Consider the following 21,354-nt stretch of genomic DNA (forward strand, 5'->3'; position numbering starts at 1 on the left):
CCCCCGTGACCGGGCAGCCGTCCGCCCTCTCCCGCCGCCTGTTCGTCTCCCGCGTCGTCGCCGGTGCCGCCGCCGCGGCGGCCGTCGGGACCGTCGGGTACGGCACGTACGGTGTGCTGCGCGGCCCGTCCGTGAAGCGGGTCACCGTCCCGCTCGCCAAGCTGCCCCGCGCCGCCCACGGCTACCGCATCGCCGTCGTCAGCGACATCCACCTCGGCCCCGTCCTCGGCCGCGGCTTCGCCGAGAAGGTCGTCGACACGATCAACGCCACCCAGCCCGACCTGATCGCCGTCGTCGGCGACCTCGTCGACGGCAGCGTGAAGGACCTCGGCCCGGCCGCCGCCCCGCTGGCCCGGCTGAAGGCACGGCACGGCAGCTTCTTCGTCACCGGCAACCACGAGTACTTCTCCGGCGCCGAACAGTGGGTCGCCGAGGTACGCGACCTCGGACTGCGCCCGCTGGAGAACGCCCGCACCGAGCTTCCCTGGTTCGACCTGGCCGGCGTCAACGACGTCCAGGGCGAGAACGAGGGCCACGGCCCCGACTTCGCCCGCGCCCTCGGCGACCGAGACACCACGCGCGCGTGCGTGCTCCTCGCCCACCAGCCCGTGCAGATCCACGAGGCCGTCCGGCACGGCGTCGACCTCCAGCTCTCCGGCCACACCCACGGCGGCCAGTTGTGGCCCGGCAGCCTCATCGCCGAACTGGCCAACCCCACCGTGGCCGGCCTGGAACGCTACGGCGACACCCAGTTGTACGTCTCCCGCGGCGCCGGCGCCTGGGGGCCGCCCACCAGGGTCGGCGCACCCTCCGACATCACCGTCGTCCAACTGGCCGCACGCGCCATCTGACGGCCCGGCCACGAAGGTAAGTCTTTCCTTATTTCACTAAACGATCTCTTCCCCCGCCGAAACCCGTGTGATTAGGTGAGCCCCGCCACCAGGGGAGGTGGACGCCACAGGGGAGTGGCACACGTGGGGGGCCCGTTCAGGGCCTGGGGAGGACACCAACACCATGCGATCTGTTCGCATGCGGGTTCTGGCTGCGCTGCTCGTGCTCGCGGCGGCCGGTCTCGGAGCCTGGCAACTGCTGCCGTCGGACGGCGACAAGGGCGCCACCATCGTCGTCGGCACCACCGACTCGATCACCTCGCTCGACCCGGCAGGCGCCTACGACGCCGGTTCCTGGGCACTGTTCAGCAACGTCTACCAGTCGCTGCTCACCTACGAGCCGGGCGGCGTCCAGCCCGTCCCGGACGCGGCCGAGAGCTGCTCCTTCGACGCGGGCAGCCTCACCACGTACCGGTGCACACTGCGCGAGGGGCTCACCTTCCCCAGCGGACGCGAGATGACCGCGGAAGACGTGAAGTTCTCCTTCGACCGCGTCAAGAAGATCAACTCGGATGTCGGCCCGGCCGCCCTGCTGTCCACCCTCGCCTCCGTGGACGCCCGGGGCATGAAGGTCACCTTCCACCTGACCTCACCGGATGCCACCTTCCCGTTCAAGGTGGCCACCGGCGCCGGCGCCATCGTGGACTCCGAGCGCTACCCCGCCGACAAACTGCGCACCGACACGAGCGTCGACGGCACCGGCCCGTACACCCTCACCTCGTACACCAAGGGCTCCTCCGCGACACTGTCGCCCAACTCGCGCTACAAGGGCGCCGTGAAGAGCACCGGAGCACCCGTCGACCTGCGCTACTACAAGGACCCCAAGGCGCTCGACGAGGCGTGGAAGGCCAAGCAGGTCCAGGTCGCCACCCGGCAGCTGCCGCCGGACGTCCTCGCCCAGCTCAACCCGAGCGACCCCGGCCAGCGCGTCACCGAGGCCGACAGCTCCGACACCCGCAACCTGTACTTCAACACCCGCAAGGGCTCACCGCTGCACGACGTCGAGGTGCGCCGCGCCATCGCCTGGATCATCGACCGCGAACGGCTCGCCTCCACCGTGTACGACGGGACCGTCGACCCGCTCTACTCGCTCATCCCGACCGGCCTCATCGGCCACACCACGTCCTTCTTCGACGCCTACCCGACGCAGAGCGTCGCCAAGGCGCGCGCCCTGCTCCAGGACGCGGGCGTCGAGACACCCGTCCGCTTCACCTACGGCTACGGCATCGGCAGCGGCGCCGCCGCCGAGGAGGCCGAGGAGATCAAACGGCAGCTGGAGGCGTCCGGCCTGTTCCAGGTCGACGTCAAGGGCTACGAGTGGACCGACTTCCAGAAGCGCTGGGCCACCGGCAAGCTCGACGCGTACGCCGTCGGCTGGGTCGCCGACTACCCCGACCCGGACACCTTCGCCTCACCGCTCATCGGCACCGACAGCACCATGAACACCGGCTACAGCAACGCCGTCGTGGACCGGCTGATCAAGTCCTCGCAGCAGTACGCCGACCGAGCGCGGGCGTCCAAGGACCTCCGCGCGGTGCAGGAACGTATCGCCAAGGACGTACCGGCGATTCCGCTGTGGCAGCGCAAGGAGTACATCGTCACCAGCGAGGACGTGGGCGGCGGCCAGTACCTGTCCGACGGCAGCGGCGTCTTCCGGCTGTGGAGCCTCACCTGGATCTGAGGCCCGGAGCAGACATCGCCATGCCGCAGGCCGCCTTCCGTATGCCGGGGGGCGGTCTTCCGTATGCCGCAGGGCGCCTTTCGTACACCGCCTTCCGCATCCCGTATGCCGTATGTTGTCTTCTGTATCCCGAGTGCCGCGCCCGGCCTTGCCGCACCCCGGCACCCGCAGAGCGGCACGCAATCGGCACCCCCGCACACAGCGCCCCTAAGCCGTGTCCGCCGGCCCCCGCAGCGGCAGCGTCACCGTCACCGCCAGCCCTTCACCCGGCGCCGTACGCACCGTGACCTCACCGCCGTGCGCCCGTACGACACCCTGCACGATCGCCATGCCGAGCCCGCTGCCCGCACCGCCGCCCGCCCGGAAGAACCGGTCGAACACCCGCGCCGCGTCCTCCGCGGCCAGCCCCGGCCCCTTGTCCTCCACGCACAGCCGCACCTCCCCGTCGGCACGCTCCACCGACAGCCGCACCGGAACATCGGCCGGTGTGTGCACCCGTACGTTCGCCGCCAGGTTCCCCAGCACCTTCCGCAGCCCCGGCTCGTCGGCCTGCACCAGCAGCGCCCCATCCGCCTCCACGGTCACCGGCCGCTGCGGCTGCTGCGCCCGCAGATCCTCCGCCGCCTCCCGCACCAGCCGGCTCACGTCCACGTTCCTGAACCGCAGTTCGGGCTGCTGGTCCAGCCGGGCCAGCGTCAGCAGCTCGTCCACCAGATGCCCCATCCGGTCGGCCTCCGCCATCACCCGCGCCCAGGCCCGCCGCCGCTCGGTCTCCTCGCGCAGCATCCCCTTGTCGTACAGCTGGAGATAGCCGCGTATCGCCGACAGCGGCGTGCGCAGCTCGTGCGAGGCGTCCGCGACGAACCGGCGCAGCTGGGCCGCGCTGCGCTCCCGTGTCCGGTACGCCGACTCCACCTGCTGGAGCATCGAGTTCAGCGCGAGGCGCAGCTGCTCCACCTCCAGCGAAGCCTCCCGGCTGGACGGCACCCGGCGGGTCAGATCGCCCTCGGCGATCGCCGACGAGGTCTCCACCATGTCCTCCAGCGGGCGCATCCGCCGCCGCACACTGAACATGGTCAGGCAGGCCAGCAGCGCCAGCAGCAGCGTGCCCACGGTCAGATCCAGCTTGAGCGCCTTGGTGACGCCCTGGTGCAGTGCGCCGGTGGACGCGGCGAACAGGATGTACGTGCCGTCGGCGAGGCGGATCGCGGTCGCCCGGTACGGGGTGTCGCCCACGGACACATCCACCGGGTCGGGGGCGCTGACCAGCGGGTCCGGGTCGCCGATCGCCCGCGCGAGATCGCGCTGGGCGTCGGTCGGCGCCACCCCGAACATGGCGCACGGCTCGCCCTGTGCGTCGAGCGCGGTGTACAGGGTGTCCGGTGCGGGGCGTTCCCCGGAGGCCTGGCCGGGCGCGATCTGCTCGCGGACGAACGCCATCACGCTCAGCGAGTCGATCTGCCGCACGGTCAGCCGGGCCGCGGCCAGCGAGTCACGGCTGCGGGTCAGCTCGTTGTCGATCTGGTCGAGCAGATAGTGCCGCATGCCCATGAGGCTGACGGCGGTCGCGGCGACGATGCCGAGCGCCAGCAGCACCACGTTGGCCAGGGTCAGCTGGGCGCGCAGCGAGCGCAGCCGGGGCCGCCGCGGCAGCGGGCGACGCAGCCGGAGCGGGTGGCGCAGCCGGCGCGCGTGCCGCAGCAGGCGGGGCCGGAGCGTCATGCCAGCCCGTATCCGACACCCCGCCGGGTGGTGATCACCGGCGGGCCCAGCGCGTGCAGCTTGCGCCGCAGATAGCTGATGTACGTCTCGACGACCGTCGACTCGGCGGGCGCGTGCTCGTACTGCCAGACGTGCCGCAGCAGTTGCTCCTTCGGCACGATCCGCCCGCCGTTGCGGACGAGGAACCGCAGCAGCGCGTACTCGGTCGGCGTCAGCTCCACCGTGCGGCCCGCGCGGCGCACGCAGTACGTCGTCTCGTCCAGCTCCAGGTCGCCGTAGCGCAGCGGGGGCCGCTGCGGCAGCACGTCGGCGGGGCGGGTGCGGCGCAGCACGGCCGTGACCCGGGCGACGACCTCGTCGATGTTGAACGGTTTGGTGATGTAGTCGTCGGCGAAGCCGAGCGCGCCGACGATCTCCGCGGGCGCGTCGCGCGCGGTGAGGAACACCAGCGCCATCTCGGGCCTGCGGGCGCGCAGTTCGCGGCCGAGGGTGCGGCCGTCGCCGTCCGGCAGCATCACGTCGAGCAGCGCGGCGTCGGGCCGGGTGCGTTCGGCGAGCGCGAGGGCCTCGCGGACGGTGGGCGCGGTCATCACCTCGAAGCGGTGGTAGCGCAGCGCGATGGCGAGGACGTCCGCGATGGACTCCTCGTCCTCCACCACCAGTACGGTGCCGGGCGGTCCAGATGCCGTCGTCATGTCCCCAGTATCGGCGCGCGGACGGGCCTCGGGGCGGCCGGAGTCTTGGAGTTCCTTGAGAGTCGTCCTGGGCTTTCTCCGGTGACCCTTGGAGTTCGTTGAGAGTCACGCGCGCCGGGTGTCCGCGCGCCCGTACCCCTGCCGATGCTGCTGCCAGGACCCGGGGGACCGAGCGAGGGCGATCCGCCCGAGACCGAAGGAGCTTGAGCGTGACTGCACTGGCACGCTGGTGCTACCGGCACCGGCTGGTGGTCCTGTTGCTGTGGGTGGGGGCGTTGCTGGGCCTGGCGGCGTCCGCGTCCGCGGCCGGCACGGACTACGCGAATGTCTTCTCCCTGCCGGACACGGACTCCAAACGCGCGTACGACCTGATGGAGAAGGCCTTCCCGGACCGTGCGGGCGACACCGACACGGTGGTGTGGAAGGTCGAGCAGGGCAGCGTCCGTGACGACGCGGTCCGCTCCCGGATCCAGCCCGTCCTGGACAGGATCGCCGCGATGGACGGTGTCGGTGATGTCTCCGGCCCGTACACCGGGCAGCAGGGCGCCGCGCAGATCAGCCGTGACGGGCGTATCGCGTACGCGCAGATCACGTTCACGCAGCGGGCCGACGAGATCCCGAAGGCCCTGATCGAGGATGTCGTAGACATGGCGCAGGGCGCCCGCCTCGACGGGCTACAGGTGGAGCTGGGCGGGCAGGCGATCCAGCGGGTGCAGGAACCCCCGCAGGGTCTCGCGGAGATGGTCGGTCTGGCCGCCGCCGCGATCGTGCTGTTCCTCGCGTTCGGTTCGCTGTTCGCGATGCTGCTGCCGATCGCGGTGGCCGTGTTCGGTGTCGGCATCGGCCTGTTCGGGGTGCAGCTGCTCAGCCACACCACCGACATCCCCGACCTGGCGCCGCTGCTGTCCTCCCTGATCGGTCTCGGTGTCGGTATCGACTACGCCCTGTTCATCGTCACCCGGCACCGGCGCGGCGTCCTCCAGGGCACCGAACCGGAGACCTCGGCGGTCACCGCGCTGAACACCTCCGGCCGGGCGGTGCTGTTCGCGGGCGGCACGGTGTGCATCGCGCTCGCCGGGATGCTCGTGACGAACCTGCGGTTCCTCGACGGTGTCGTCATCGGCACGTCCCTCACGGTCGTCCTCAGCGTCCTCGCCGCGATCACCCTGCTGCCGGCGCTGCTGGGCTTCCTCGGGCCGCGTGTCCTCAGCCGCCGTCAGCGGCGCCGGCTGGCCGCGGAGGGGCCCGAGCCGGAGCGCACCAGCGGGCTCGCCGTCCGCTGGTCGCACACCGTGCAGCGGCGGCCCCGTACGATCGCCGTCCTCGCCGTCGCCGTGATGGCGGTGCTGGCGCTGCCCGTGCTGTCGCTGCGGCTCGGCGCCACCGACCAGGGCAACGACGACGCGTCCACGACGACCCGCAAGGCGTACGACCTTCTCGCGGAGGGCTTCGGTCCCGGTTTCAACGGCCCGCTCCAGGTGGTGACCGACGGCGGTGACGCGACCGCCCTCGCCGACGGCATCCGCGCCACCGACGGTGTCGCCCGCGCCGTACCGCTGCCGCCGGCGAACGGCGTCACCGTCATCCAGGTGATCCCGACGACGTCCCCGCAGTCGAAGGAGACCGACGACCTCATCGACACCCTGCGCGACGAGGTCATCCCGAAGGCCGGAGCCGAGGCCCATGTCGGCGGGGTGACCGCCGTGTCGAAGGACTTCGCGTCGGTGACCGGCGAACGCCTGCCGTACTTCGTCGCCACGATCATCGGCCTCGGATTCCTGCTGCTCCTGCTGGCGTTCCGTTCCCTGGTGGTGCCGTTGACGGCGGCGCTGATGAACCTGATCGCCGCCGCGGCCTCCTTCGGTGTCCTCGTCGCCGTGTTCCAGTGGGGCTGGGGCCTGGACACGCTGGGTCTCGGCAAGGAGGGCCCGATCAACGCCTTCCTGCCGGTGATCATGCTGTCGCTGCTGTTCGGCCTGTCGATGGACTACCAGGTGTTCCTCGTCAGCCGGATGCACGAGGAGTGGGTGCACACCAAGGACAACGCGCGCGCGGTCCGCGTCGGCCTCGCCGAGACCAGCCGGGTGATCAACTCCGCGGCCCTGATCATGGTGTGTGTCTTCCTCGCGTTCGTCCTCAGCGGCGACTCCGGCGCGGCGATGGCCGGCGTCGGCCTGGCGGCGGCGGTCGCGCTGGACGCGTTCGTGCTGCGTACGGCGCTGGTGCCGGCGGCGATGCATCTGCTGGGCAGGTCCAACTGGTGGCTGCCGGCGTGGCTGGAGAAGCGGCTGCCGCACCTCGCGGTGGAACCGGCGGAGGACCCGGCGCCCAGCCCGGCACAGCCCGCGGGGCCCGCGTCAGCGATCCACGGTTATGTGCGTGACGCCTCGGGCGCCCCGGTGCACGGCGCCTCGGTGACGCTGCTGACCTCCGGCGGGCGGCAACTGGACCTCGTGCGCTCCCTGGCCGACGGCTCGTACATCGTCTCCGTCCCGGCGCCGGGCACGTATCTGCTGGCGGCGACGGCCTCGTCGTACGGCTCGCGGGCCCGGCACGTGACGGTGGGGGAGGGGCCGCTGGTGTTCGACGTGGAGCTGACGGAGGGCGAGGTGGACGCGGTCAGCTGACGCGGGGGCGGGCGCCGGGGCGTCCGGGGGTCACTCGCCTTCGGGTGACGTCCGGCCTCGGCGCCCGTTGCCGTTCGGGTCGGGCAGGACACGGGTCATGCCGGGCAGGAAGTCGGTGAACAGCTCGTGCACCTCCTGCACGAGGGGCCGCAGCACCCGGAACCGGGCCAGCGCCACACCGCGCGCGGTGAGCTTCGCGCCCCGGTCGGCCAGCCGGTAGCTGCGTTCACGGCCCTCCGTCCGGTCGAAGATCCAGTACAGGACGAGACCCATCTGCGACAGCCACATCAGCTCCGGCAGTACGTCCCGCAGCTCCTCCGGCACCTTCGTCTTCCGCGCCCCCGCCAGCACCTCACGGTGCACGGAGACCGCCTCCTCGCGGGCGTGCTCCGACTCCTGCGAGAAGGGGCTGAGGGGACTGTCGGGGTCGGCGGCGTTCTTGAAGAACTGCACGGCGAACTCGTGGTACGGCGCCGCCACGTCCAGCCAGGCCCGCAGCACGCCCGCGAGGCGGGCCTCCAGGTCGGTCTCGCGGTCCAGGATCTCCCGTGCGGCGGCCTGGTGTTCGGCGGCGATACGGTCGTAGAAGCCCTGGATCAGGTGCTCCTTGCCGGCGAAGTAGTAGTAGGCGTTGCCGACCGAGACCCCCGCCTCCTGGGCGATGGCCCGCATGGTGGTCCTGTCGTAGCCGCGCTCCCGGAACAGCCGCATCGCCGTCTCCAGGATCAGCGCGCGGGTCTGCTCGGACTTGGGGGTCGCGGGACCGTCGTGCGGGCCGTCGCCCTTGCCGGCCCTCCCGCCCGTGACGCCCTTCGCGCCCTTGGCGGTCCAGCCCGGGCCGCCCGGCTTCTCGGGCCGTACGGAACGGGACGGTTCAGGCTCAGCGGGCTGACCGGGCTGACCGGGCTGTTCGGGCTGTTCGGGCAGGGGTGTCACGGGCACGGATACAGAGCCTAACGGGCGGGGTCGGGGGCCTCAGTGCCTGTCCTGAAGCGGGCCGGTGGCGCAGGAGCCGTCGTCGCAGCCGGCGGCCTGGGCGCGGAACCAGCCGTAGGAGGGGCCGTACGACCAACCGTCCGCGCCGCGGTACACGCGCCCGCCCCACCCGGTCCGGTGCCGGGCCTCGCCCCGCCACCGGGCGGCGGCCGGCACCGCCTTGCGTACGACGAGCCTCCCGGTGCGGCTGCCGCCGAGCCGGTGGGCGAGCGGCCGGTGCTCCTTCAACGCTCCCAGGACGACGATCCAGGCGGCGGCGCCCCGGTGGACCTGCCCGGCGTCCCCGACGACGGTGACCTCGTCGAGGGTGCCGCGCGTCTGCGCCCCAGCTCGGGCCGCTTGGTGTAGTCGGTGAAGCCGACGACGTTCCCCCACGGGTCGGCGACTTCCACGGTCCACCCCGTGGCCACGGAGAACGGCTCCTCCAGCGGCGGGATCCCGGCCGCCGCCAGCCGCTCGCCCATCGCCCGCGCGTCCGGCACCTCGATCCACAGCCGCGGACACGGCCACCCCGGCGGCCGGTGCAGCACCCCCTCCTCCCGTCGCAGCAGCACCCCCGGCGTCTCCTCGCCGACCCGCAGCAGCGCGATGCCCGCCTCGTCGAACCGGAAGCCCACCGCGAACCCCGCCCGCTCGTAGAACCCCACGGCCTCCGCGAGATCCCCGACGGGCATCAGCACGTTGTCGAACCCGAGCAGCTCGTACGACTCGTCATCTGACATACGATCAAAATAGGTGCAATAAAGTCAGCAGTGAACGATTGACGACACCCAGGCACAGACCACCCCGCCCCGAAGGGGCTGCGGCAGGGACGGCCCAGGGGGCACCCCTGCGGGACTTCACCCGTTCAGGACACGTCAGGCAAGATGTCCGTGGCTCGCGACCGCGAGCAGCCACGGGCCCGCGCAGTGGGCGCGGGAACCGCATCCCAGGAGCACGGATACCTTGAGCGAACAGCCACAGCAGCCGCCGAACCAGCCGCCGGGCTACGGCTACCCGAACGCCGGCCCCTACCAGCAGCCGCAGCAGCCGGGCTACGGCTACCCGCAGGGCGGCGCCTACCAGCAGCCGGGCTACGGCTACCCGCAGGGCGCTGTGCCGCCCGGCACCTACACCGGCGACCCCAACGCGCCGTACGGCTACGACCCCTTCGGGCGGCCGTACTCCGACAAGTCGAAGATCGTCGCCGGTGTCCTCCAGCTCTTCCTCGGCAGCTTCGGCATCGGCCGCTTCTACACCGGCCACACCGGCATGGCCCTCGCCCAGCTCTTCACCTGCGGCGGCCTCGGCTTCTGGGCGCTCATCGACGGCATCATGCTGCTGACGAGCAACGACAAGACGGATGCCCAGGGCCGGGTCCTGCGCAGCTGAGACGCCCGTGTCCGCGCACACGCCGGCCCGCCGGCACCCGCAGCCCCGGTGGGCATACCTCCGGGCCGCCGTGCGGCATCCCGCGGCGGCCCCCCTCGGGCTGCTCACCGCGGGAGCCGCCGGCGCCGGATACCTCTACGTCACCGACCCGCACGAATCCGGCCATCTGCTCCCGCGGTGCCCGTTCCGCCTCGTCACCGGCCTGCTCTGCCCGGCCTGCGGCGGCACCCGCATGACGTACGACCTCCTCCACGGCGACCTGCACGCCGCCTGGCTGGACAACCGCCTCCTCCTGCTGGCCTCCCCGTTCGCGCTGGCCCTGCTCGCACGCTGGACCTACGAAGGCCTCCGGGGCCGCCGCTGGCGCCCCGCCCTCTCCCGCCGCGCCCAGGCGGCGATCCTGCTGACGGCGCTCGCCTGGACGGTCGCCCGCAACGTGCTCTGACCCCGGATCGGCCGCTCCGTCCCACCGCCGCTTTCCGGCCATCGATCACAGAACCGACACAATGTGAGGCGAGCCCTCCCCACCCCGCCCGGGCCCCCTCTACGATCCAAGATCGCCGGGGGAATCATCACGCACGGGCCGCACGGTTCGGCATGCCGCATGCCGCACACCGTCCCGCCGCTGTTGCCGCATTCGCCCGGACCCCGTCCCCGTAATGCACAACAGGAGCCACACGCATGTCCGTTCCCGCGCCCACGCCCTACGGCTACGACCCCCAGGGCCGCCCCTACTCCGACAAGTCCAAGGTCGTCGCCGGTGTCCTCCAGCTCTTCCTCGGCGGCCTGGGCATCGGCCGCTTCTACACCGGCCACACCGGCATGGCCCTCGCCCAGCTCTTCACCTGCGGCGGCCTCGGCTTCTGGGCCCTGATCGACGCGATCATCTTCTTCACGAGCAACAACCGCACAGACGCCCAGGGCCGCGTCCTGCGCGGCTGACGCACCGGCACCTGCGGGGCCCCTGTCCGCACTTCTTGGGTTCAGGGGTCGTCGCAACACCACCTGGTTCCAGGTGGTGAGCAGATCACGTAGACGCTCGGCTGGGGTATCCCAGCCGAGCGTCTTGTGTGGGCGGCCGTTGCGTTCCTGGGCGACGTGTTCGAGGTCTTCGGGAGACCGCCCTCGCGGGAGCGACCACCCGCCTGGATGCCCCGTTCCCTGTTGCCATCGATCCGGCCGGACTTTCCCGGCAGTGGTTGCCTTCTGACGGCAACGCTGACGGCAACCGGCCCGCCAACGGCGGGCGCCGACACACGCCGCAAAGGCCGGCGCGGATGAGGCGGTGGCTGCCAGCGGCGTGGAGGCGGGAGCAGGCCGGGCAGCGGGAGGCGCGGCGGTTGCCGCACGCGATCAGCGGCGCGATCGGGCGCGGGAAGCCGAGCCGCAGGGCGAGCGCCCAGACGTTGCCCGAAGGAGAAGACGAAGGCCGGGTTCGCACGTCGTGAGCTACGACCTGGCTGCCTGGGAAGGCGAGAGGTCGGCGGATGACAAGGCCACCCATGCACAAGGGCCCCTCCCCCCCCCGGGAAGGGGAAGAGGGGCCCGCGTGGCGCTCTCGGCGGGGACCGGGCGTCAGTAGCGGCGCGTGATCAGGGCTCGCTTGACCTCGGCGATCGCCTTTGTCACCTCGATGCCGCGGGGGCAGGCGTCCGTGCAGTTGAACGTGGTGCGGCAGCGCCAGACGCCGTCCTTGTCGTTCAGGATCTCCAGGCGCTGTTCGCCGGCCTCGTCGCGCGAGTCGAAGATGAAGCGGTGCGCGTTGACGATGGCGGCCGGGCCGAAGTACTGGCCGTCGTTCCAGAAGACCGGGCACGACGAGGTGCAGGCGGCGCAGAGGATGCACTTCGTGGTGTCGTCGAAGCGCTCGCGGTCCTCCGCCGACTGCAGACGCTCACGCGTCGGCTCGTTGGTGTCCTTCGTGATGAGGAAGGGCATCACGTCGCGGTACGCCTGGAAGAACGGCTCCATGTCCACGACCAGGTCCTTCAGGACCGTCAGGCCCTTGATGGGCTCGATCGTGATCGGCTTCTCCGGGTTGATGTCCTTGATCAGCGTCTTGCACGCGAGGCGGTTCTTGCCGTTGATCCGCATCGCGTCGGAGCCGCAGATGCCGTGCGCGCAGGAGCGGCGGAAGGTGAGCGTGCCGTCCAGGTCCCACTTGATCTTGTGGAGGCCGTCGAGGACGCGTTCCTTCGGGTCGATCTCCAGCTGGAAGTCCTGCCAGGTCGCCTCGGCGGAGACCTCCGGGTTGAAGCGGCGGACCCGGAACGTGACCGTGATGTACGGGGACGCCGCGGACTGCGCCTCGACCTTGTCCATTACGGGAGTAGCCATCAGTACTTACGCTCCATCGGCTGGTAGCGGGTCTGGACGACCGGCTTGTAGTCGAGACGGACGGTTTCCGACCCGTCGGCGCCGACCTCGCGGTACGCCATGGTGTGGCGCATGAAGTTGACGTCGTCGCGGTTCGGGTAGTCCTCGCGGTAGTGGCCGCCGCGGGACTCCTTGCGGGCCAGGGCCGACACCGCCATGACCTCGGCGAGGTCGAGCAGGTTGCCCAGCTCGATGGCCTCCAGCAGGTCCGTGTTGAAGCGCTTGCCCTTGTCCTGGATCGCCACGTTCTTGTAGCGCTCCTTGAGTTCGGCGATCTTCTCGACGGCCGTCTTGATGGTCTGCTCGGTGCGGAACACCATGACGTTGGCGTCCATGGTCTCCTGCAGCTCGCGGCGCAGCTCCGCCACCCGCTCGTTGCCGGTGGAGTTGCGCAGCCGCTCGATCTGGGAGACGACGAACTCGGCCGGGTTCTCCGGCAGGTCGACGTAGTCGGCCTTCTGCGAGTAGTCCGCCGCCGCGATGCCCGCGCGCTTGCCGAAGACGTTGATGTCCAGCAGCGAGTTGGTGCCGAGGCGGTTCGCGCCGTGCACGGAGACGCAGGCGACCTCGCCGGCCGCGTACAGGCCGGGCACGACCGTGGTGTTGTCGGCGAGGACCTCACCCTGGACGTTGGTCGGGATGCCGCCCATCGCGTAGTGCGCGGTGGGCTGGATCGGGATGGGGTCCGTGTACGGCTCGATGCCGAGGTAGGTGCGCGCGAACTCGGTGATGTCGGGGAGCTTGGCGTCGAGCTGCTCCGGCGGGAGGTGCGTCAGGTCGAGGTAGACGTGGTCGCCCTCGGGACCGCAGCCGCGGCCCTCGCGGATCTCCGTGTAGATCGACCGCGACACCACGTCACGCGATGCCAGGTCCTTCATCACCGGCGCGTACTTCTCCATGAAGCGCTCGCCGTCCTTGTTGCGGAGGATGCCGCCCTCACCGCGGGCGCCCTCCGTCAGCAGGATGCCCATGCGCCAGATGCCGGTCGGGTGGAACTGGAAGAACTCCATGTCCTCCAGCGGGATGCCCCGCCGGTACACGGCGGCCTGCCCGTCACCGGTCAGCGTGTGCGCGTTCGACGTCACCTTGAAGAACTTGCCGCAGCCGCCGGAGGCGTAGATCACGGCCTTCGCCTGGAAGACGTGGATCTCACCGGTCGCCAGCTCGTAGGCGACGACACCGGCGGACCGCTTGACGCCGTCCTCCTCGGTGATGAGCTGGTCGAGGACGTAGAACTCGTTGAAGAACTCCACGCCCTCCTTGACGCAGTTCTGGTACAGCGTCTGGAGGATCATGTGGCCGGTGCGGTCGGCCGCGTAGCAGGACCGGCGGACCGGCGCCTCGCCGTGGTTGCGGCTGTGACCGCCGAAGCGGCGCTGGTCGATGGTGCCGTTCGGGGTGCGGTTGAACGGCAGGCCCATCTTCTCCAGGTCGAGGACGGAGTCGATGGCCTCCTTCGCGAGGATCTCGGCGGCGTCCTGGTCGACCAGGTAGTCACCGCCCTTGACCGTGTCGAAGGTGTGCCACTCCCAGTTGTCCTCCTCCACGTTGGCGAGCGCGGCGGCCATGCCGCCCTGCGCGGCGCCCGTGTGGGAGCGGGTGGGGTAGAGCTTGGTCAGGACGGCCGTGCGGCTGCGCTTCGTCGCCTCGATGGCGGCACGCATACCGGCGCCGCCGGCGCCGACGATGACGGTGTCGTACTTGTGGATCTTCATCAGGTTTCCTCAGCCCCGTGGCCTAGCGGATGTTCGGGTCGAAGGTGAAGATCACCAGCGTGCCCAGCAGGACGGTGAACACCGTGGCGGCGTACAGCAGCGCCTTCAGCCACAGGCGGGTGTTCGCGCGCTCCGCGTAGTCGTTGATGACCGTGCGCAGGCCGTTGGCGCCGTGCAGCATCGCCAGCCACAGCATCGCCAGGTCCCAGACCTGCCAGAAGGGGCTGGCCCAGCGGCCGGCCACGAAGGCGAAGCCGATCTTCGACACGCCGCCGTCCAGTACGAGCTGGATCAGCAGGTGGCCGATGACGAGGACGACGAGGACGACACCCGACAGGCGCATGAACAGCCAGGCGGCCAGTTCGAAGTTGCCGCGGGTGGACGTCGGGGTCTTCTTGGTGCGCTTGCGCGGCGGCTCGATGAGCGGCGCCGGGTTGTCGACGGTGTAGACGGACCCGCCCTCGACGGGGCCGACGCCGGATGCGGTGGTTTCAGTCGTGGACATGGACGTCAGCTCCCGAACACTTCACGGGCGGCGTGGCCGAGGACGGGGTAGATCGCCCCGAGCATCAGCACGAGCCACACGACGACGACGGTCCAGAGCATCTGCTTCTGGTAGCGGGGGCCCTTCGACCAGAAGTCGACGGCGATGACTCGGAGGCCGTTGAGGGCGTGGAAGAGGATGGCGGCGACGAGGCCGTACTCAAGGCAGGCGACGATCGGCGTCTTGTAGGTGGCTACGACCTTGTCGTAGTCCTCGGGGGAGACACGGACGAGAGCGGTGTCCAGCACGTGAACGAACAGGAAGAAGAAAATGAGGACGCCGGTGACTCGGTGAGCCACCCAGGACCACATTCCTTCCCGGCCGCGGTACAGCGTTCCAGCCGGCACGGAAGTTTCCTCCGGGAGCGGGGGTTGGGGCCGCGCCGGCTTCGGTGTCGGTCGGGCCCGGCCGGGTACGGTCCACCGGCCCCCAGCATCGTAGCGACGCGCTGGCGCCGCGCTCAGCTGGGGTCCCTCGGTGTGATCAAACTGGCACGCAAAGAGGTACGGGTGGACTAGTGACAGGACCGAGCCGGGCGCTTTATGGCCGTATGACGGCTATGACCTGACCGTTTTCGGTCACACGCGGGGCGCGGTACGACCGCTTCCGCCCGTGTGGGCGCCTGTCGCGCCCAGTGCGTCGCACAGGCGTTCCCGGGCCAGTCGTCGCAGTTCCTCCGCAGCAACCACCCGTTCCTCCTCAGGATCGTTGGTCAAACGTGACCGAATGCCTTCGAGAAGACGATCCAGGGTCTCCTGAGGTGGTACACCGTCGAGGCATACGACGAACGCATGACCGAACCGCGCCTCGTATGCGGCGTGCGCCGCGCTCAGCGCCGTATGGGCCGCGCCGTAGGTGTCCGCGGGCAGCGGCGGCAGGGACTCCGCCGCCAGCGCCTCCGCCAGGTCCGCCGGGGACAGGTCGTACGCGGCCTCGTCGCAGGCCGCGAGCAGCGCCCCCGGGTCGGGATAGGGGCGGTGGGCCGCGATCCGGTGGGCCCAGCGGTTGCTGCGCAGGCAGGCCAGCAGAAGGCGGTGGGCCTCGTCGGCGGGGGCCGTGTTGAACACGTCGAGCGGCGGCCGGGAGGGCGGGCTCGTGCGCAACTGCTCGGGCAGGGCCGGTACGGCCGGACGGCCGGACGGGTGGGGAAGACGGTGCGCTGGCAGCGTGGGTCCTCGTGTCACGGGGGAGCCGGCAGGGGAAACAGTGAGAGCTGTGACCTCACGTTATCGAGTGTGGTCACGACGTGTCCGACAGATGCCCGAATTTCACTCGGACGGGAGAGTTTGAGAGCGTGGGGTGGACGCACTCCACTCCGAGAGGGTCATAGGTTGGCGCAGTGAGCCAGCACAGGCGCCGGGCTCCGGCGAAAAAGATCAGGCAGAGGCGGTATGTCGTCGCGGCGGCGTTCGCCGGGACGGTCGCCCTCGGCACCGGCCTCGGCGTATGGGCGTCGACCGGCGGCAGCGGCACGCCCGGCGCGGCGGCGGGCACGGCCACCACGCACCAGCCCTCCGACGCCCGCTCGGACGCGGCGGCGGGCGTGTCACGGGCCCCGTCCCCGACCCCCACCCGCACCTACCCGATGTCCACGGCGCCGAGCACCATCCCCGCCGTGCGCTCCCACACGCCCGCCCGCGGCCCCGGCTGGAAGCCCGCCCGCGGGGAACGCGTCGTCGTCAGCGACCCCGAGCTGGCCGACGAGGGCCGGCTGATCGCGGGCGAGCTGGGCCTCGCCTACGCCGGCGAGGCGAAGGACGTCCGCACGGGCGATGTGCGCCTCGCGCTCAACGACGACGAGGGCGCGAACCCCGAGTCGTACAGCATGACCGTGCGCGGCGGGCGGGTCGTCATCAGCGGGCCCGGCGAGGCCGGCGTCTTCTACGGCACCCGCACCCTCAAGCAGGAGGTGCACGGCGGCGGCACGGCCCCCGAGGGCGTCGTCCGCGACGAGCCCGCCAAACCGGTGCGCGGCCTCATGATCGACATCGCGCGCAAGCCGTACGGCGTGAACTGGCTGAAGGACCGGGTCCGCGAACTCGGCGACCTGAAGTTCAACCGGCTCGGGCTGCACTTCTCCGACGACCAGGGCTTCCGTATCGAGTCCTCCACCCACCCCGAGGTCGTCTCGAAGGACCGTCTCACCAAGGCCCAGGTGAAGGAGATCGTCGACCTCGCCGCCCAGCGGCACATCACCGTCGTCCCCGAGATCGACTCGCCCGGCCACCTCGGCGCCGTCATCGACGCCCACCCGGACCTACAGCTGCGCAGCGCCGCCGGCAGGACCCCGCGCGGCGCCCTCGACATCACCCAGGACAAGGCCGCCGCGATCCTCGACGACCTGCTGGAGGAGTACTCCGGCCTCTTCCCCGACGGCACCTGGCACCTCGGCGGTGACGAGTACGTGGCGCTGATGGCCTCGAACCCGGCGGCGTCCTACCCGCAGCTCGCCGCCGCCGCCCGCGAGGCCTACGGCTCCGGCGGCACCATCGCCGACCTGACCACCGGCTGGCTCAACGACCGCGCCGACGCCGTCCGCGCCCCCGGCCGCACCCTCGTCGCCTGGAACGACGGATTCTTCCGGAACACGTCCGTGCAGCCGGCCAAGGACATCCAGGTCGCCTACTGGACCGGCAAGGAGATCGGCGCCCGTCCGCCCCTGGAGTATCTGAAGGCGGGGCGGACGGTCCTCAACTACAACGACGAGTACCTGTACTACGTGCTCGGACAGCCCAACCAGTTCGTCTACCCGACCGGCAAGCGCATCTACGAGGAGTGGACGCCCCGCGTGCTGCGCGGCAGCACCGCCGTCCCCGCCTCCTACGACGCGCAGATCCCCGGCGGCTTCTTCGCCGTCTGGGGCGACCTGCCGAACAGCCAGACGCAGGCCCAGGTCGCCGACGGCATCCGGATGCCGCTGCGGGCCATGGTGCAGAAGCTGTGGAATCCGGGTAAGCCCTCCCTCACCTGGACACAGTTCCGGGCACTCGCCGACCGGCTGGGGTGAGCGGGCGCCGAGGGGTGCCGCGCACCGGGCGGGCCGGGGCGCGACGCGCCGGGTCCGGCGCTCTGTCACGTACGGGCGTACGGCTGTGATGTATCCGGTCGGCCGAGCTGTAGGGCTGAGCTGTACACGTCGGCCGTGGGGACCGGCCCGAGCCGTGCGGGCCGGCCGTCGCGGTGAGCCGGGAGAACCGGCCGGAGAACCGGGGGGACTCGATGGGGTACTGGGGGTACTTCGTGGTGGGGCGGTCCGAGCGGCCCCTCACCGAGACGCGGGCGCTGTCCGCGGTCGCGGGCGAACTGACGCCGCGCGCGTCGGCGCCGGACGGCCGGCAGGTGTGGGAGTACCCGAGCGCGGACGGCGACGTCGGCAGCATGAACGCGCTCGCCCGGGAGACGGGCGCGCCCGCCCTCTTCGGATACGTCATGGACGGCGCCTGCGTCGTCGTGGAGGCCGCCGCGCCGGACAGCGGGGCGTGGACCGCCTGCCTCGCGCGGGCCGCGACCGCCCGCTATGTGGGGGCCGGCGCCGACGGACTGACCCTGGAGGACTACTTCCTCCCGCCGGAGGAGGCGACCGCCCGCGCCGTCGCCTGGGCCGCCGAGGCCGGCCGGGACGCGAACGCGGCGGACCTCCTCGACGTATTCTCCGACGACGGTACGGAACTGGCCGAAAACCTGCTGTTCCGGCTCCTCGGTCTGCTGGGTGTCGTACCCCTGTGACACTACCGGGCCGTCGCACGCAGTAAGGGAAAGTGCGGGCTCCGTATAAGGATGGCGCCCCGTCGAGGGAGGCGTGGATGAGCCTGGTCGAGCTGATCTCTCAGGCGGACGAGCGAGGACTGGCGGCCGGCGGTCTGGCTTGTTTGGATCGGTGCCTGCCCCTGCTGGGCGGCGACGACGAGACGCTGCGACCCCTGTGGGGCAGCCTCGCCGAAGGTGCCGACCCCGGCACCTGGGGCACCATCCTCGAACAGGTGCGCGACAAGCTGTCGGGTGGGGAAGGCGCCGGCGAGGACGCCGCCGCCCAACTGGCCCGGAGCATGCTGACCGCCGCCCCGGCCGAACCCTCCGGCGACGGACTGCGAGCCTGGGCCGACGCCTGCTCGGTCGCCTCCCTGCGGATCCACCGGCTCCTCGACCCGGGCGCCGACTCCGACGGCACCGTCGGCGACGCGGAGCCGGTCGACGCGCACCGGGAGGGCCGCACCGACGGCATGTCACCGCTCGTCGCCGCCGAGCTGCGCCGCCAGATCACCGTCCTGGAACTCCTCGCCGAGCACGGCGCCGCCGGCCTGCGCCCCGCCCTGGAGGTCTCCACCGAGGGACGCCGGATCCTGCGCGCCGTGGTGTCGCGGCGGGCCCGGGGGCGGGGCTGAGCGGAGCAGGGCGTTCCGCGGAACGGGCCTGCTCAAACCCCGGCGGTGGGGGGTCCTGTGATCGTTCGTGGGGGGTCGCGGGGCGGTTTCGCGCCGGTTGCGGAAAGCCGCCCGATCCGCGTGACGCGCCGCCGCGGCCCGGCGCTCTTCGGGGTGTGACGACTTACGTGACACCCCAGGACACCCGGCCGTCGGCGGCGGCGAAACCCGTCCGCTGGGCGGCCGACACCGTCGCGACGATGCGCGAGGGCGCACGGCTCCGCCTCGACTACTCGGCGCGGAGCCTGTGGCGCGTCGACCGGCTGATCGAGGAGATACGGCGGGACGGCGCCCCGTACGCCGCCGTGGAGCACGTGCTGCGCGGCTTCGGCGCGTACGCCGGTGAGGTCATCGCCCGGCAGACCGGTGCGGAGTGGTGGGCGACCGGCGGCGAGCACTGGCTGCGCACCCCCGACGGCCGGTTCTGGGACCCCTTCGACGAGGCCCGCCGCTGCTTCGCCGGGCAGGGCTCCCTGCGGCTGCTGTGCCGGGACGCGGTGGGCGGAGCGGTGAGGGGCGGACGGTGACACGGGCGTGCGGTCGCACGCTGTAGGTGTCACCTCGCCGTCCGTGCGGCAGCGGCAAAATCGCCGTAATCAGTAGACGGTGGCGTTCCCAAATGTTCGGATCGCGAGGGAGCATGGAGGGCGACCTCGGGGACAGACGTCCGATCCGGGAGGCCTCATGGCCGACAGCCGACGCTGGTGGGCGCTGGTCGTCATCGCGCTCGCGCAGCTGATGGTCGTCCTCGACATGACCATCGTGAACATCGCACTTCCCTCCGCCCAGGCCGACCTGAACATGTCGGACGGCAACCGGCAGTGGGTCATCACCGCCTACACCCTCGCGTTCGGCGGGCTCCTGCTGCTCGGCGGGCGGATCGCCGACCTCGCCGGCCGCAGGAACACCTTCATGGTCGGGCTGCTCGGCTTCGCCGCCGCGTCCGCGCTCGGCGGCGCCGCCACCGGTCAGGGCATGCTCTTCGGCGCCCGCGCCCTCCAGGGCGTCTTCGCCGCGCTGCTCGCGCCGTCCGCGCTGTCGCTGCTCGCGACCACGTTCACCGACCCGAAGGACCGGGGGCGGGCGTTCGGTGTGTTCGGCGCCATCGTCGGCGCGGGCGCGGCGATCGGGCTGATCGCCGGGGGCTTCCTCACCGAGTATCTGGACTGGCGCTGGTGCCTGTACGTCAACGTGCCGGTCGCGCTGGTCGCCTTCGCGGGCGCCTGGATGCTGCTCGCCGCCGGCGAACGCCACCCCGACGCGCACCTGGACGTGCCGGGCGCGCTGCTCGGCTCGGGCGGCATGCTGGCGCTGGTGTACGGCTTCTCCGAGGCGGAGTCGCGCGGCTGGGGCGACGCGCTGGTGCTGACGCTGCTGTTCGGCGGGCTGGCCCTGCTCGGCCTGTTCGCCCTGTGGCAGACCCGCGCCCGCGTCCCGCTGCTGCCGATGTCGGTGGTGAGGGACCGTCAGCGGGTGGGCGCCTTCCTGACGACGCTGCTGGTCACCGTCGGCATGTTCGGCGTCTTCCTGTTCCTGACCTACTACATGCAGGGCGTCCTCGGCTATTCGCCCGTCAGGACCGGCCTCGCCTACCTGCCGCTGACCGCCGGGATGATCGTCGGCTCGACGCAGATCGCCGCACGCCTGCTGAACAGGGTGCCGCCGCGCACCCTGATGGTGCCGGGGCTGCTGCTGGCCGCGGGCGCACTCGCGCTCATCGCGCAGGTCGGGGTGGCTCCGGCGTACGCCAGCCATGTCCTGCCCGGCATGATCATGCTCGGGCTCGGCATGGGCACGGCGATGATGACCTCGGTGTCCCTGGCCACGGGCAGTGTCGCGCCGCGCGACTCGGGCGCCGCGTCGGCCACCTTCAACACCGCACAGCAGGTCGGCGGCTCGATCGGCACGGCCCTGCTCAACACCATCGCCGCCAGCGTGACCTCCCGCTATCTCGTGGCCCACGGAGGGCCCGGGGTGGACCGGCGTGCGGTGCAGGCCGAGGCGACCGTGCACGGCTTCAACGTCGCCACCTGGTGGGCCATGGGTGCGCTGCTGCTGGCCGCGCTGATCGCGGGCGTGGTCGTGGACGCGCCGCGCGCGCCCATGCCGCACAGGGCGGAGACGGCGCCGGAGCCGGTGGAGTCGCGGGCCGGCTGAGGCGCGGGGCGCGGGGCTGACGGGGCGGGACCGCTCGGCTGTCAAGTCCCGAAAAACCGGGAAATGACGGGTCTGTCCCTCGTACGGCCTACTGGAGTGACCCGGCGCCGGACGCCGGGCCCAGTATCCCGGCCCCGACGCGGGGCCGGGATACTGGGC

General features: G+C 71.5%; 20 protein-coding genes and 2 pseudogenes. 11 read left to right on the forward strand and 11 right to left on the reverse strand.

Annotation, left to right across the window (positions count from 1 at the left end; all coding sequences use genetic code 11):
- Together MTQ10_RS12430 and MTQ10_RS12435 are read left to right on the forward strand one after the other, a co-directional pair.
- Nucleotides 1-851: metallophosphoesterase (locus MTQ10_RS12430; RefSeq protein ID WP_247466144.1), on the forward strand; the 851-nt coding region annotated here is incomplete at its 5' end.
- A gap of 178 nt (nt 852-1,029) precedes the next feature.
- Entirely contained in the window at nt 1,030-2,571 is a 1,542-nt protein-coding gene (locus MTQ10_RS12435) for an ABC transporter substrate-binding protein (RefSeq protein WP_247466146.1), read from the forward strand.
- 207 nt (nt 2,572-2,778) lie between these two features.
- Here the strand turns inward: MTQ10_RS12435 and MTQ10_RS12440 are convergent, their stop codons facing one another.
- Nucleotides 2,779-4,293 (reverse strand): sensor histidine kinase, encoded by a 1,515-nt coding sequence (locus tag MTQ10_RS12440; RefSeq protein ID WP_247466149.1) that lies wholly within the window; start codon nt 4,291-4,293, stop codon nt 2,779-2,781.
- Nucleotides 4,290-4,988, reverse strand: a complete 699-nt coding sequence (locus MTQ10_RS12445) for a response regulator transcription factor (RefSeq protein ID WP_247466152.1) — start codon at nt 4,986-4,988, stop codon at nt 4,290-4,292. The genes MTQ10_RS12440 and MTQ10_RS12445 overlap by 4 nt, the downstream gene beginning before the upstream one ends.
- A gap of 218 nt (nt 4,989-5,206) precedes the next feature.
- On the opposite strand from MTQ10_RS12445, the gene MTQ10_RS12450 reads away from it, so the two are divergent.
- Nucleotides 5,207-7,615, forward strand: a complete 2,409-nt coding sequence (locus tag MTQ10_RS12450) for an MMPL family transporter (RefSeq protein WP_247466194.1) — start codon at nt 5,207-5,209, stop codon at nt 7,613-7,615.
- Between the two features lie 30 nt (nt 7,616-7,645).
- On the opposite strand, the gene MTQ10_RS12455 is transcribed toward MTQ10_RS12450, so the two are convergent.
- The 3 genes and pseudogenes from MTQ10_RS12455 to MTQ10_RS12465 form a co-directional block, all read right to left on the reverse strand.
- Nucleotides 7,646-8,551, reverse strand: a complete 906-nt coding sequence (locus MTQ10_RS12455) for a TetR family transcriptional regulator (protein WP_374117600.1) — start codon at nt 8,549-8,551, stop codon at nt 7,646-7,648.
- A gap of 39 nt (nt 8,552-8,590) precedes the next feature.
- Nucleotides 8,591-8,839, reverse strand: a complete 249-nt coding sequence (locus tag MTQ10_RS12460) for a hypothetical protein (protein WP_308404563.1) — start codon at nt 8,837-8,839, stop codon at nt 8,591-8,593.
- A gap of 89 nt (nt 8,840-8,928) precedes the next feature.
- A pseudogene (locus tag MTQ10_RS12465) lies at nt 8,929-9,333 on the reverse strand (VOC family protein); the annotation flags it as partial.
- A 223-nt stretch (nt 9,334-9,556) separates the two neighbouring features.
- On the opposite strand from MTQ10_RS12465, the gene MTQ10_RS12470 reads away from it, so the two are divergent.
- From MTQ10_RS12470 to MTQ10_RS12480, 3 genes are all read left to right on the forward strand, one after another.
- Nucleotides 9,557-9,982, forward strand: a complete 426-nt coding sequence (locus MTQ10_RS12470; protein WP_247466158.1) for a TM2 domain-containing protein — start codon at nt 9,557-9,559, stop codon at nt 9,980-9,982.
- 70 nt (nt 9,983-10,052) lie between these two features.
- On the forward strand, nt 10,053-10,427 hold the full coding sequence (locus MTQ10_RS12475) for a DUF2752 domain-containing protein (RefSeq protein WP_247466161.1): 375 nt from the start codon (nt 10,053-10,055) through the stop codon (nt 10,425-10,427).
- A 236-nt stretch (nt 10,428-10,663) separates the two neighbouring features.
- Nucleotides 10,664-10,924: a TM2 domain-containing protein gene (locus MTQ10_RS12480; protein WP_247466164.1), complete on the forward strand. Its 261-nt coding sequence runs from the start codon at nt 10,664-10,666 to the stop codon at nt 10,922-10,924.
- Between the two features lie 72 nt (nt 10,925-10,996).
- Here MTQ10_RS12480 and MTQ10_RS31630 read toward each other — a convergent pair.
- The 6 genes and pseudogenes from MTQ10_RS31630 to MTQ10_RS12505 all read right to left on the reverse strand — a co-directional run.
- A pseudogene (locus tag MTQ10_RS31630) lies at nt 10,997-11,152 on the reverse strand (IS30 family transposase); the annotation flags it as partial.
- A 405-nt stretch (nt 11,153-11,557) separates the two neighbouring features.
- Nucleotides 11,558-12,319, reverse strand: coding sequence for a succinate dehydrogenase iron-sulfur subunit (locus tag MTQ10_RS12485; RefSeq protein ID WP_247466167.1), 762 nt, complete (start codon nt 12,317-12,319; stop codon nt 11,558-11,560).
- Complete coding sequence (sdhA, locus tag MTQ10_RS12490) at nt 12,319-14,073, reverse strand: succinate dehydrogenase flavoprotein subunit (protein WP_247466170.1); 1,755 nt, start codon at nt 14,071-14,073, stop codon at nt 12,319-12,321. The genes MTQ10_RS12485 and sdhA overlap by 1 nt, the downstream gene beginning before the upstream one ends.
- 22 nt (nt 14,074-14,095) lie before the next feature.
- On the reverse strand, nt 14,096-14,578 hold the full coding sequence (locus MTQ10_RS12495; protein ID WP_247466173.1) for a succinate dehydrogenase hydrophobic membrane anchor subunit: 483 nt from the start codon (nt 14,576-14,578) through the stop codon (nt 14,096-14,098).
- A 5-nt stretch (nt 14,579-14,583) separates the two neighbouring features.
- Nucleotides 14,584-14,964: a succinate dehydrogenase, cytochrome b556 subunit gene (gene sdhC, locus MTQ10_RS12500; protein WP_308404564.1), complete on the reverse strand. Its 381-nt coding sequence runs from the start codon at nt 14,962-14,964 to the stop codon at nt 14,584-14,586.
- Between the two features lie 231 nt (nt 14,965-15,195).
- A complete protein-coding gene (locus MTQ10_RS12505; protein WP_247466176.1) occupies nt 15,196-15,801 on the reverse strand; it encodes a 2-oxo-4-hydroxy-4-carboxy-5-ureidoimidazoline decarboxylase in 606 nt (201 codons plus the stop codon).
- Between the two features lie 155 nt (nt 15,802-15,956).
- On the opposite strand from MTQ10_RS12505, the gene MTQ10_RS12510 reads away from it, so the two are divergent.
- The 5 genes from MTQ10_RS12510 (at nt 15,957) to MTQ10_RS12530 (ending at nt 21,195) form a co-directional block, all read left to right on the forward strand.
- Nucleotides 15,957-17,624, forward strand: coding sequence for a beta-N-acetylhexosaminidase (locus MTQ10_RS12510; protein WP_247466179.1), 1,668 nt, complete (start codon nt 15,957-15,959; stop codon nt 17,622-17,624).
- Nucleotides 17,625-17,836: 212 nt separating this feature from the next.
- Complete coding sequence (locus tag MTQ10_RS12515; protein WP_247466182.1) at nt 17,837-18,343, forward strand: hypothetical protein; 507 nt, start codon at nt 17,837-17,839, stop codon at nt 18,341-18,343.
- A gap of 77 nt (nt 18,344-18,420) precedes the next feature.
- Nucleotides 18,421-18,999 carry a hypothetical protein gene (locus MTQ10_RS12520; RefSeq protein ID WP_247466185.1) on the forward strand — a complete coding sequence of 193 codons (579 nt, stop codon included), beginning with the start codon at nt 18,421-18,423 and terminating at the stop codon, nt 18,997-18,999.
- Between the two features lie 155 nt (nt 19,000-19,154).
- The gene (locus MTQ10_RS12525; RefSeq protein WP_247466188.1) at nt 19,155-19,565 is read left to right on the forward strand and encodes a hypothetical protein; all 411 of its coding nucleotides are present in this window, start codon (nt 19,155-19,157) and stop codon (nt 19,563-19,565) included.
- A 157-nt stretch (nt 19,566-19,722) separates the two neighbouring features.
- On the forward strand, nt 19,723-21,195 hold the full coding sequence (locus MTQ10_RS12530; protein WP_247466191.1) for an MFS transporter: 1,473 nt from the start codon (nt 19,723-19,725) through the stop codon (nt 21,193-21,195).
- Nucleotides 21,196-21,354 lie beyond the last annotated feature (159 nt).

The organism is Streptomyces sp. XM83C (assembly GCF_023072675.1).
In the GTDB taxonomy this organism is placed as follows: domain Bacteria; phylum Actinomycetota; class Actinomycetes; order Streptomycetales; family Streptomycetaceae; genus Streptomyces; species Streptomyces thermocoprophilus.

What these genes read in the sequence shown, in the direction of transcription:
- MTQ10_RS12435 (WP_247466146.1), top strand. Translation starts at nt 1,030, where the DNA reads ATGCGGGTTCTGGCTGCGCTGCTCGTGCTCGCGGCGGCCGGTCTCGGA.
- MTQ10_RS12480 (WP_247466164.1), top strand. Translation starts at nt 10,664, where the DNA reads ATGTCCGTTCCCGCGCCCACGCCCTACGGCTACGACCCCCAGGGCCGC.
- MTQ10_RS12530 (WP_247466191.1), top strand. Translation starts at nt 19,723, where the DNA reads ATGGCCGACAGCCGACGCTGGTGGGCGCTGGTCGTCATCGCGCTCGCG.
- MTQ10_RS12445 (WP_247466152.1), bottom strand. Translation starts at nt 4,988, where the DNA reads ATGACGACGGCATCTGGACCGCCCGGCACCGTACTGGTGGTGGAGGAC.
- MTQ10_RS12440 (WP_247466149.1), bottom strand. Translation starts at nt 4,293, where the DNA reads ATGACGCTCCGGCCCCGCCTGCTGCGGCACGCGCGCCGGCTGCGCCAC.
- MTQ10_RS12495 (WP_247466173.1), bottom strand. Translation starts at nt 14,578, where the DNA reads ATGTCCACGACTGAAACCACCGCATCCGGCGTCGGCCCCGTCGAGGGC.
- MTQ10_RS12515 (WP_247466182.1), top strand. Translation starts at nt 17,837, where the DNA reads ATGGGGTACTGGGGGTACTTCGTGGTGGGGCGGTCCGAGCGGCCCCTC.
- sdhA (WP_247466170.1), bottom strand. Translation starts at nt 14,073, where the DNA reads ATGAAGATCCACAAGTACGACACCGTCATCGTCGGCGCCGGCGGCGCC.
- MTQ10_RS12485 (WP_247466167.1), bottom strand. Translation starts at nt 12,319, where the DNA reads ATGGCTACTCCCGTAATGGACAAGGTCGAGGCGCAGTCCGCGGCGTCC.
- MTQ10_RS12520 (WP_247466185.1), top strand. Translation starts at nt 18,421, where the DNA reads ATGAGCCTGGTCGAGCTGATCTCTCAGGCGGACGAGCGAGGACTGGCG.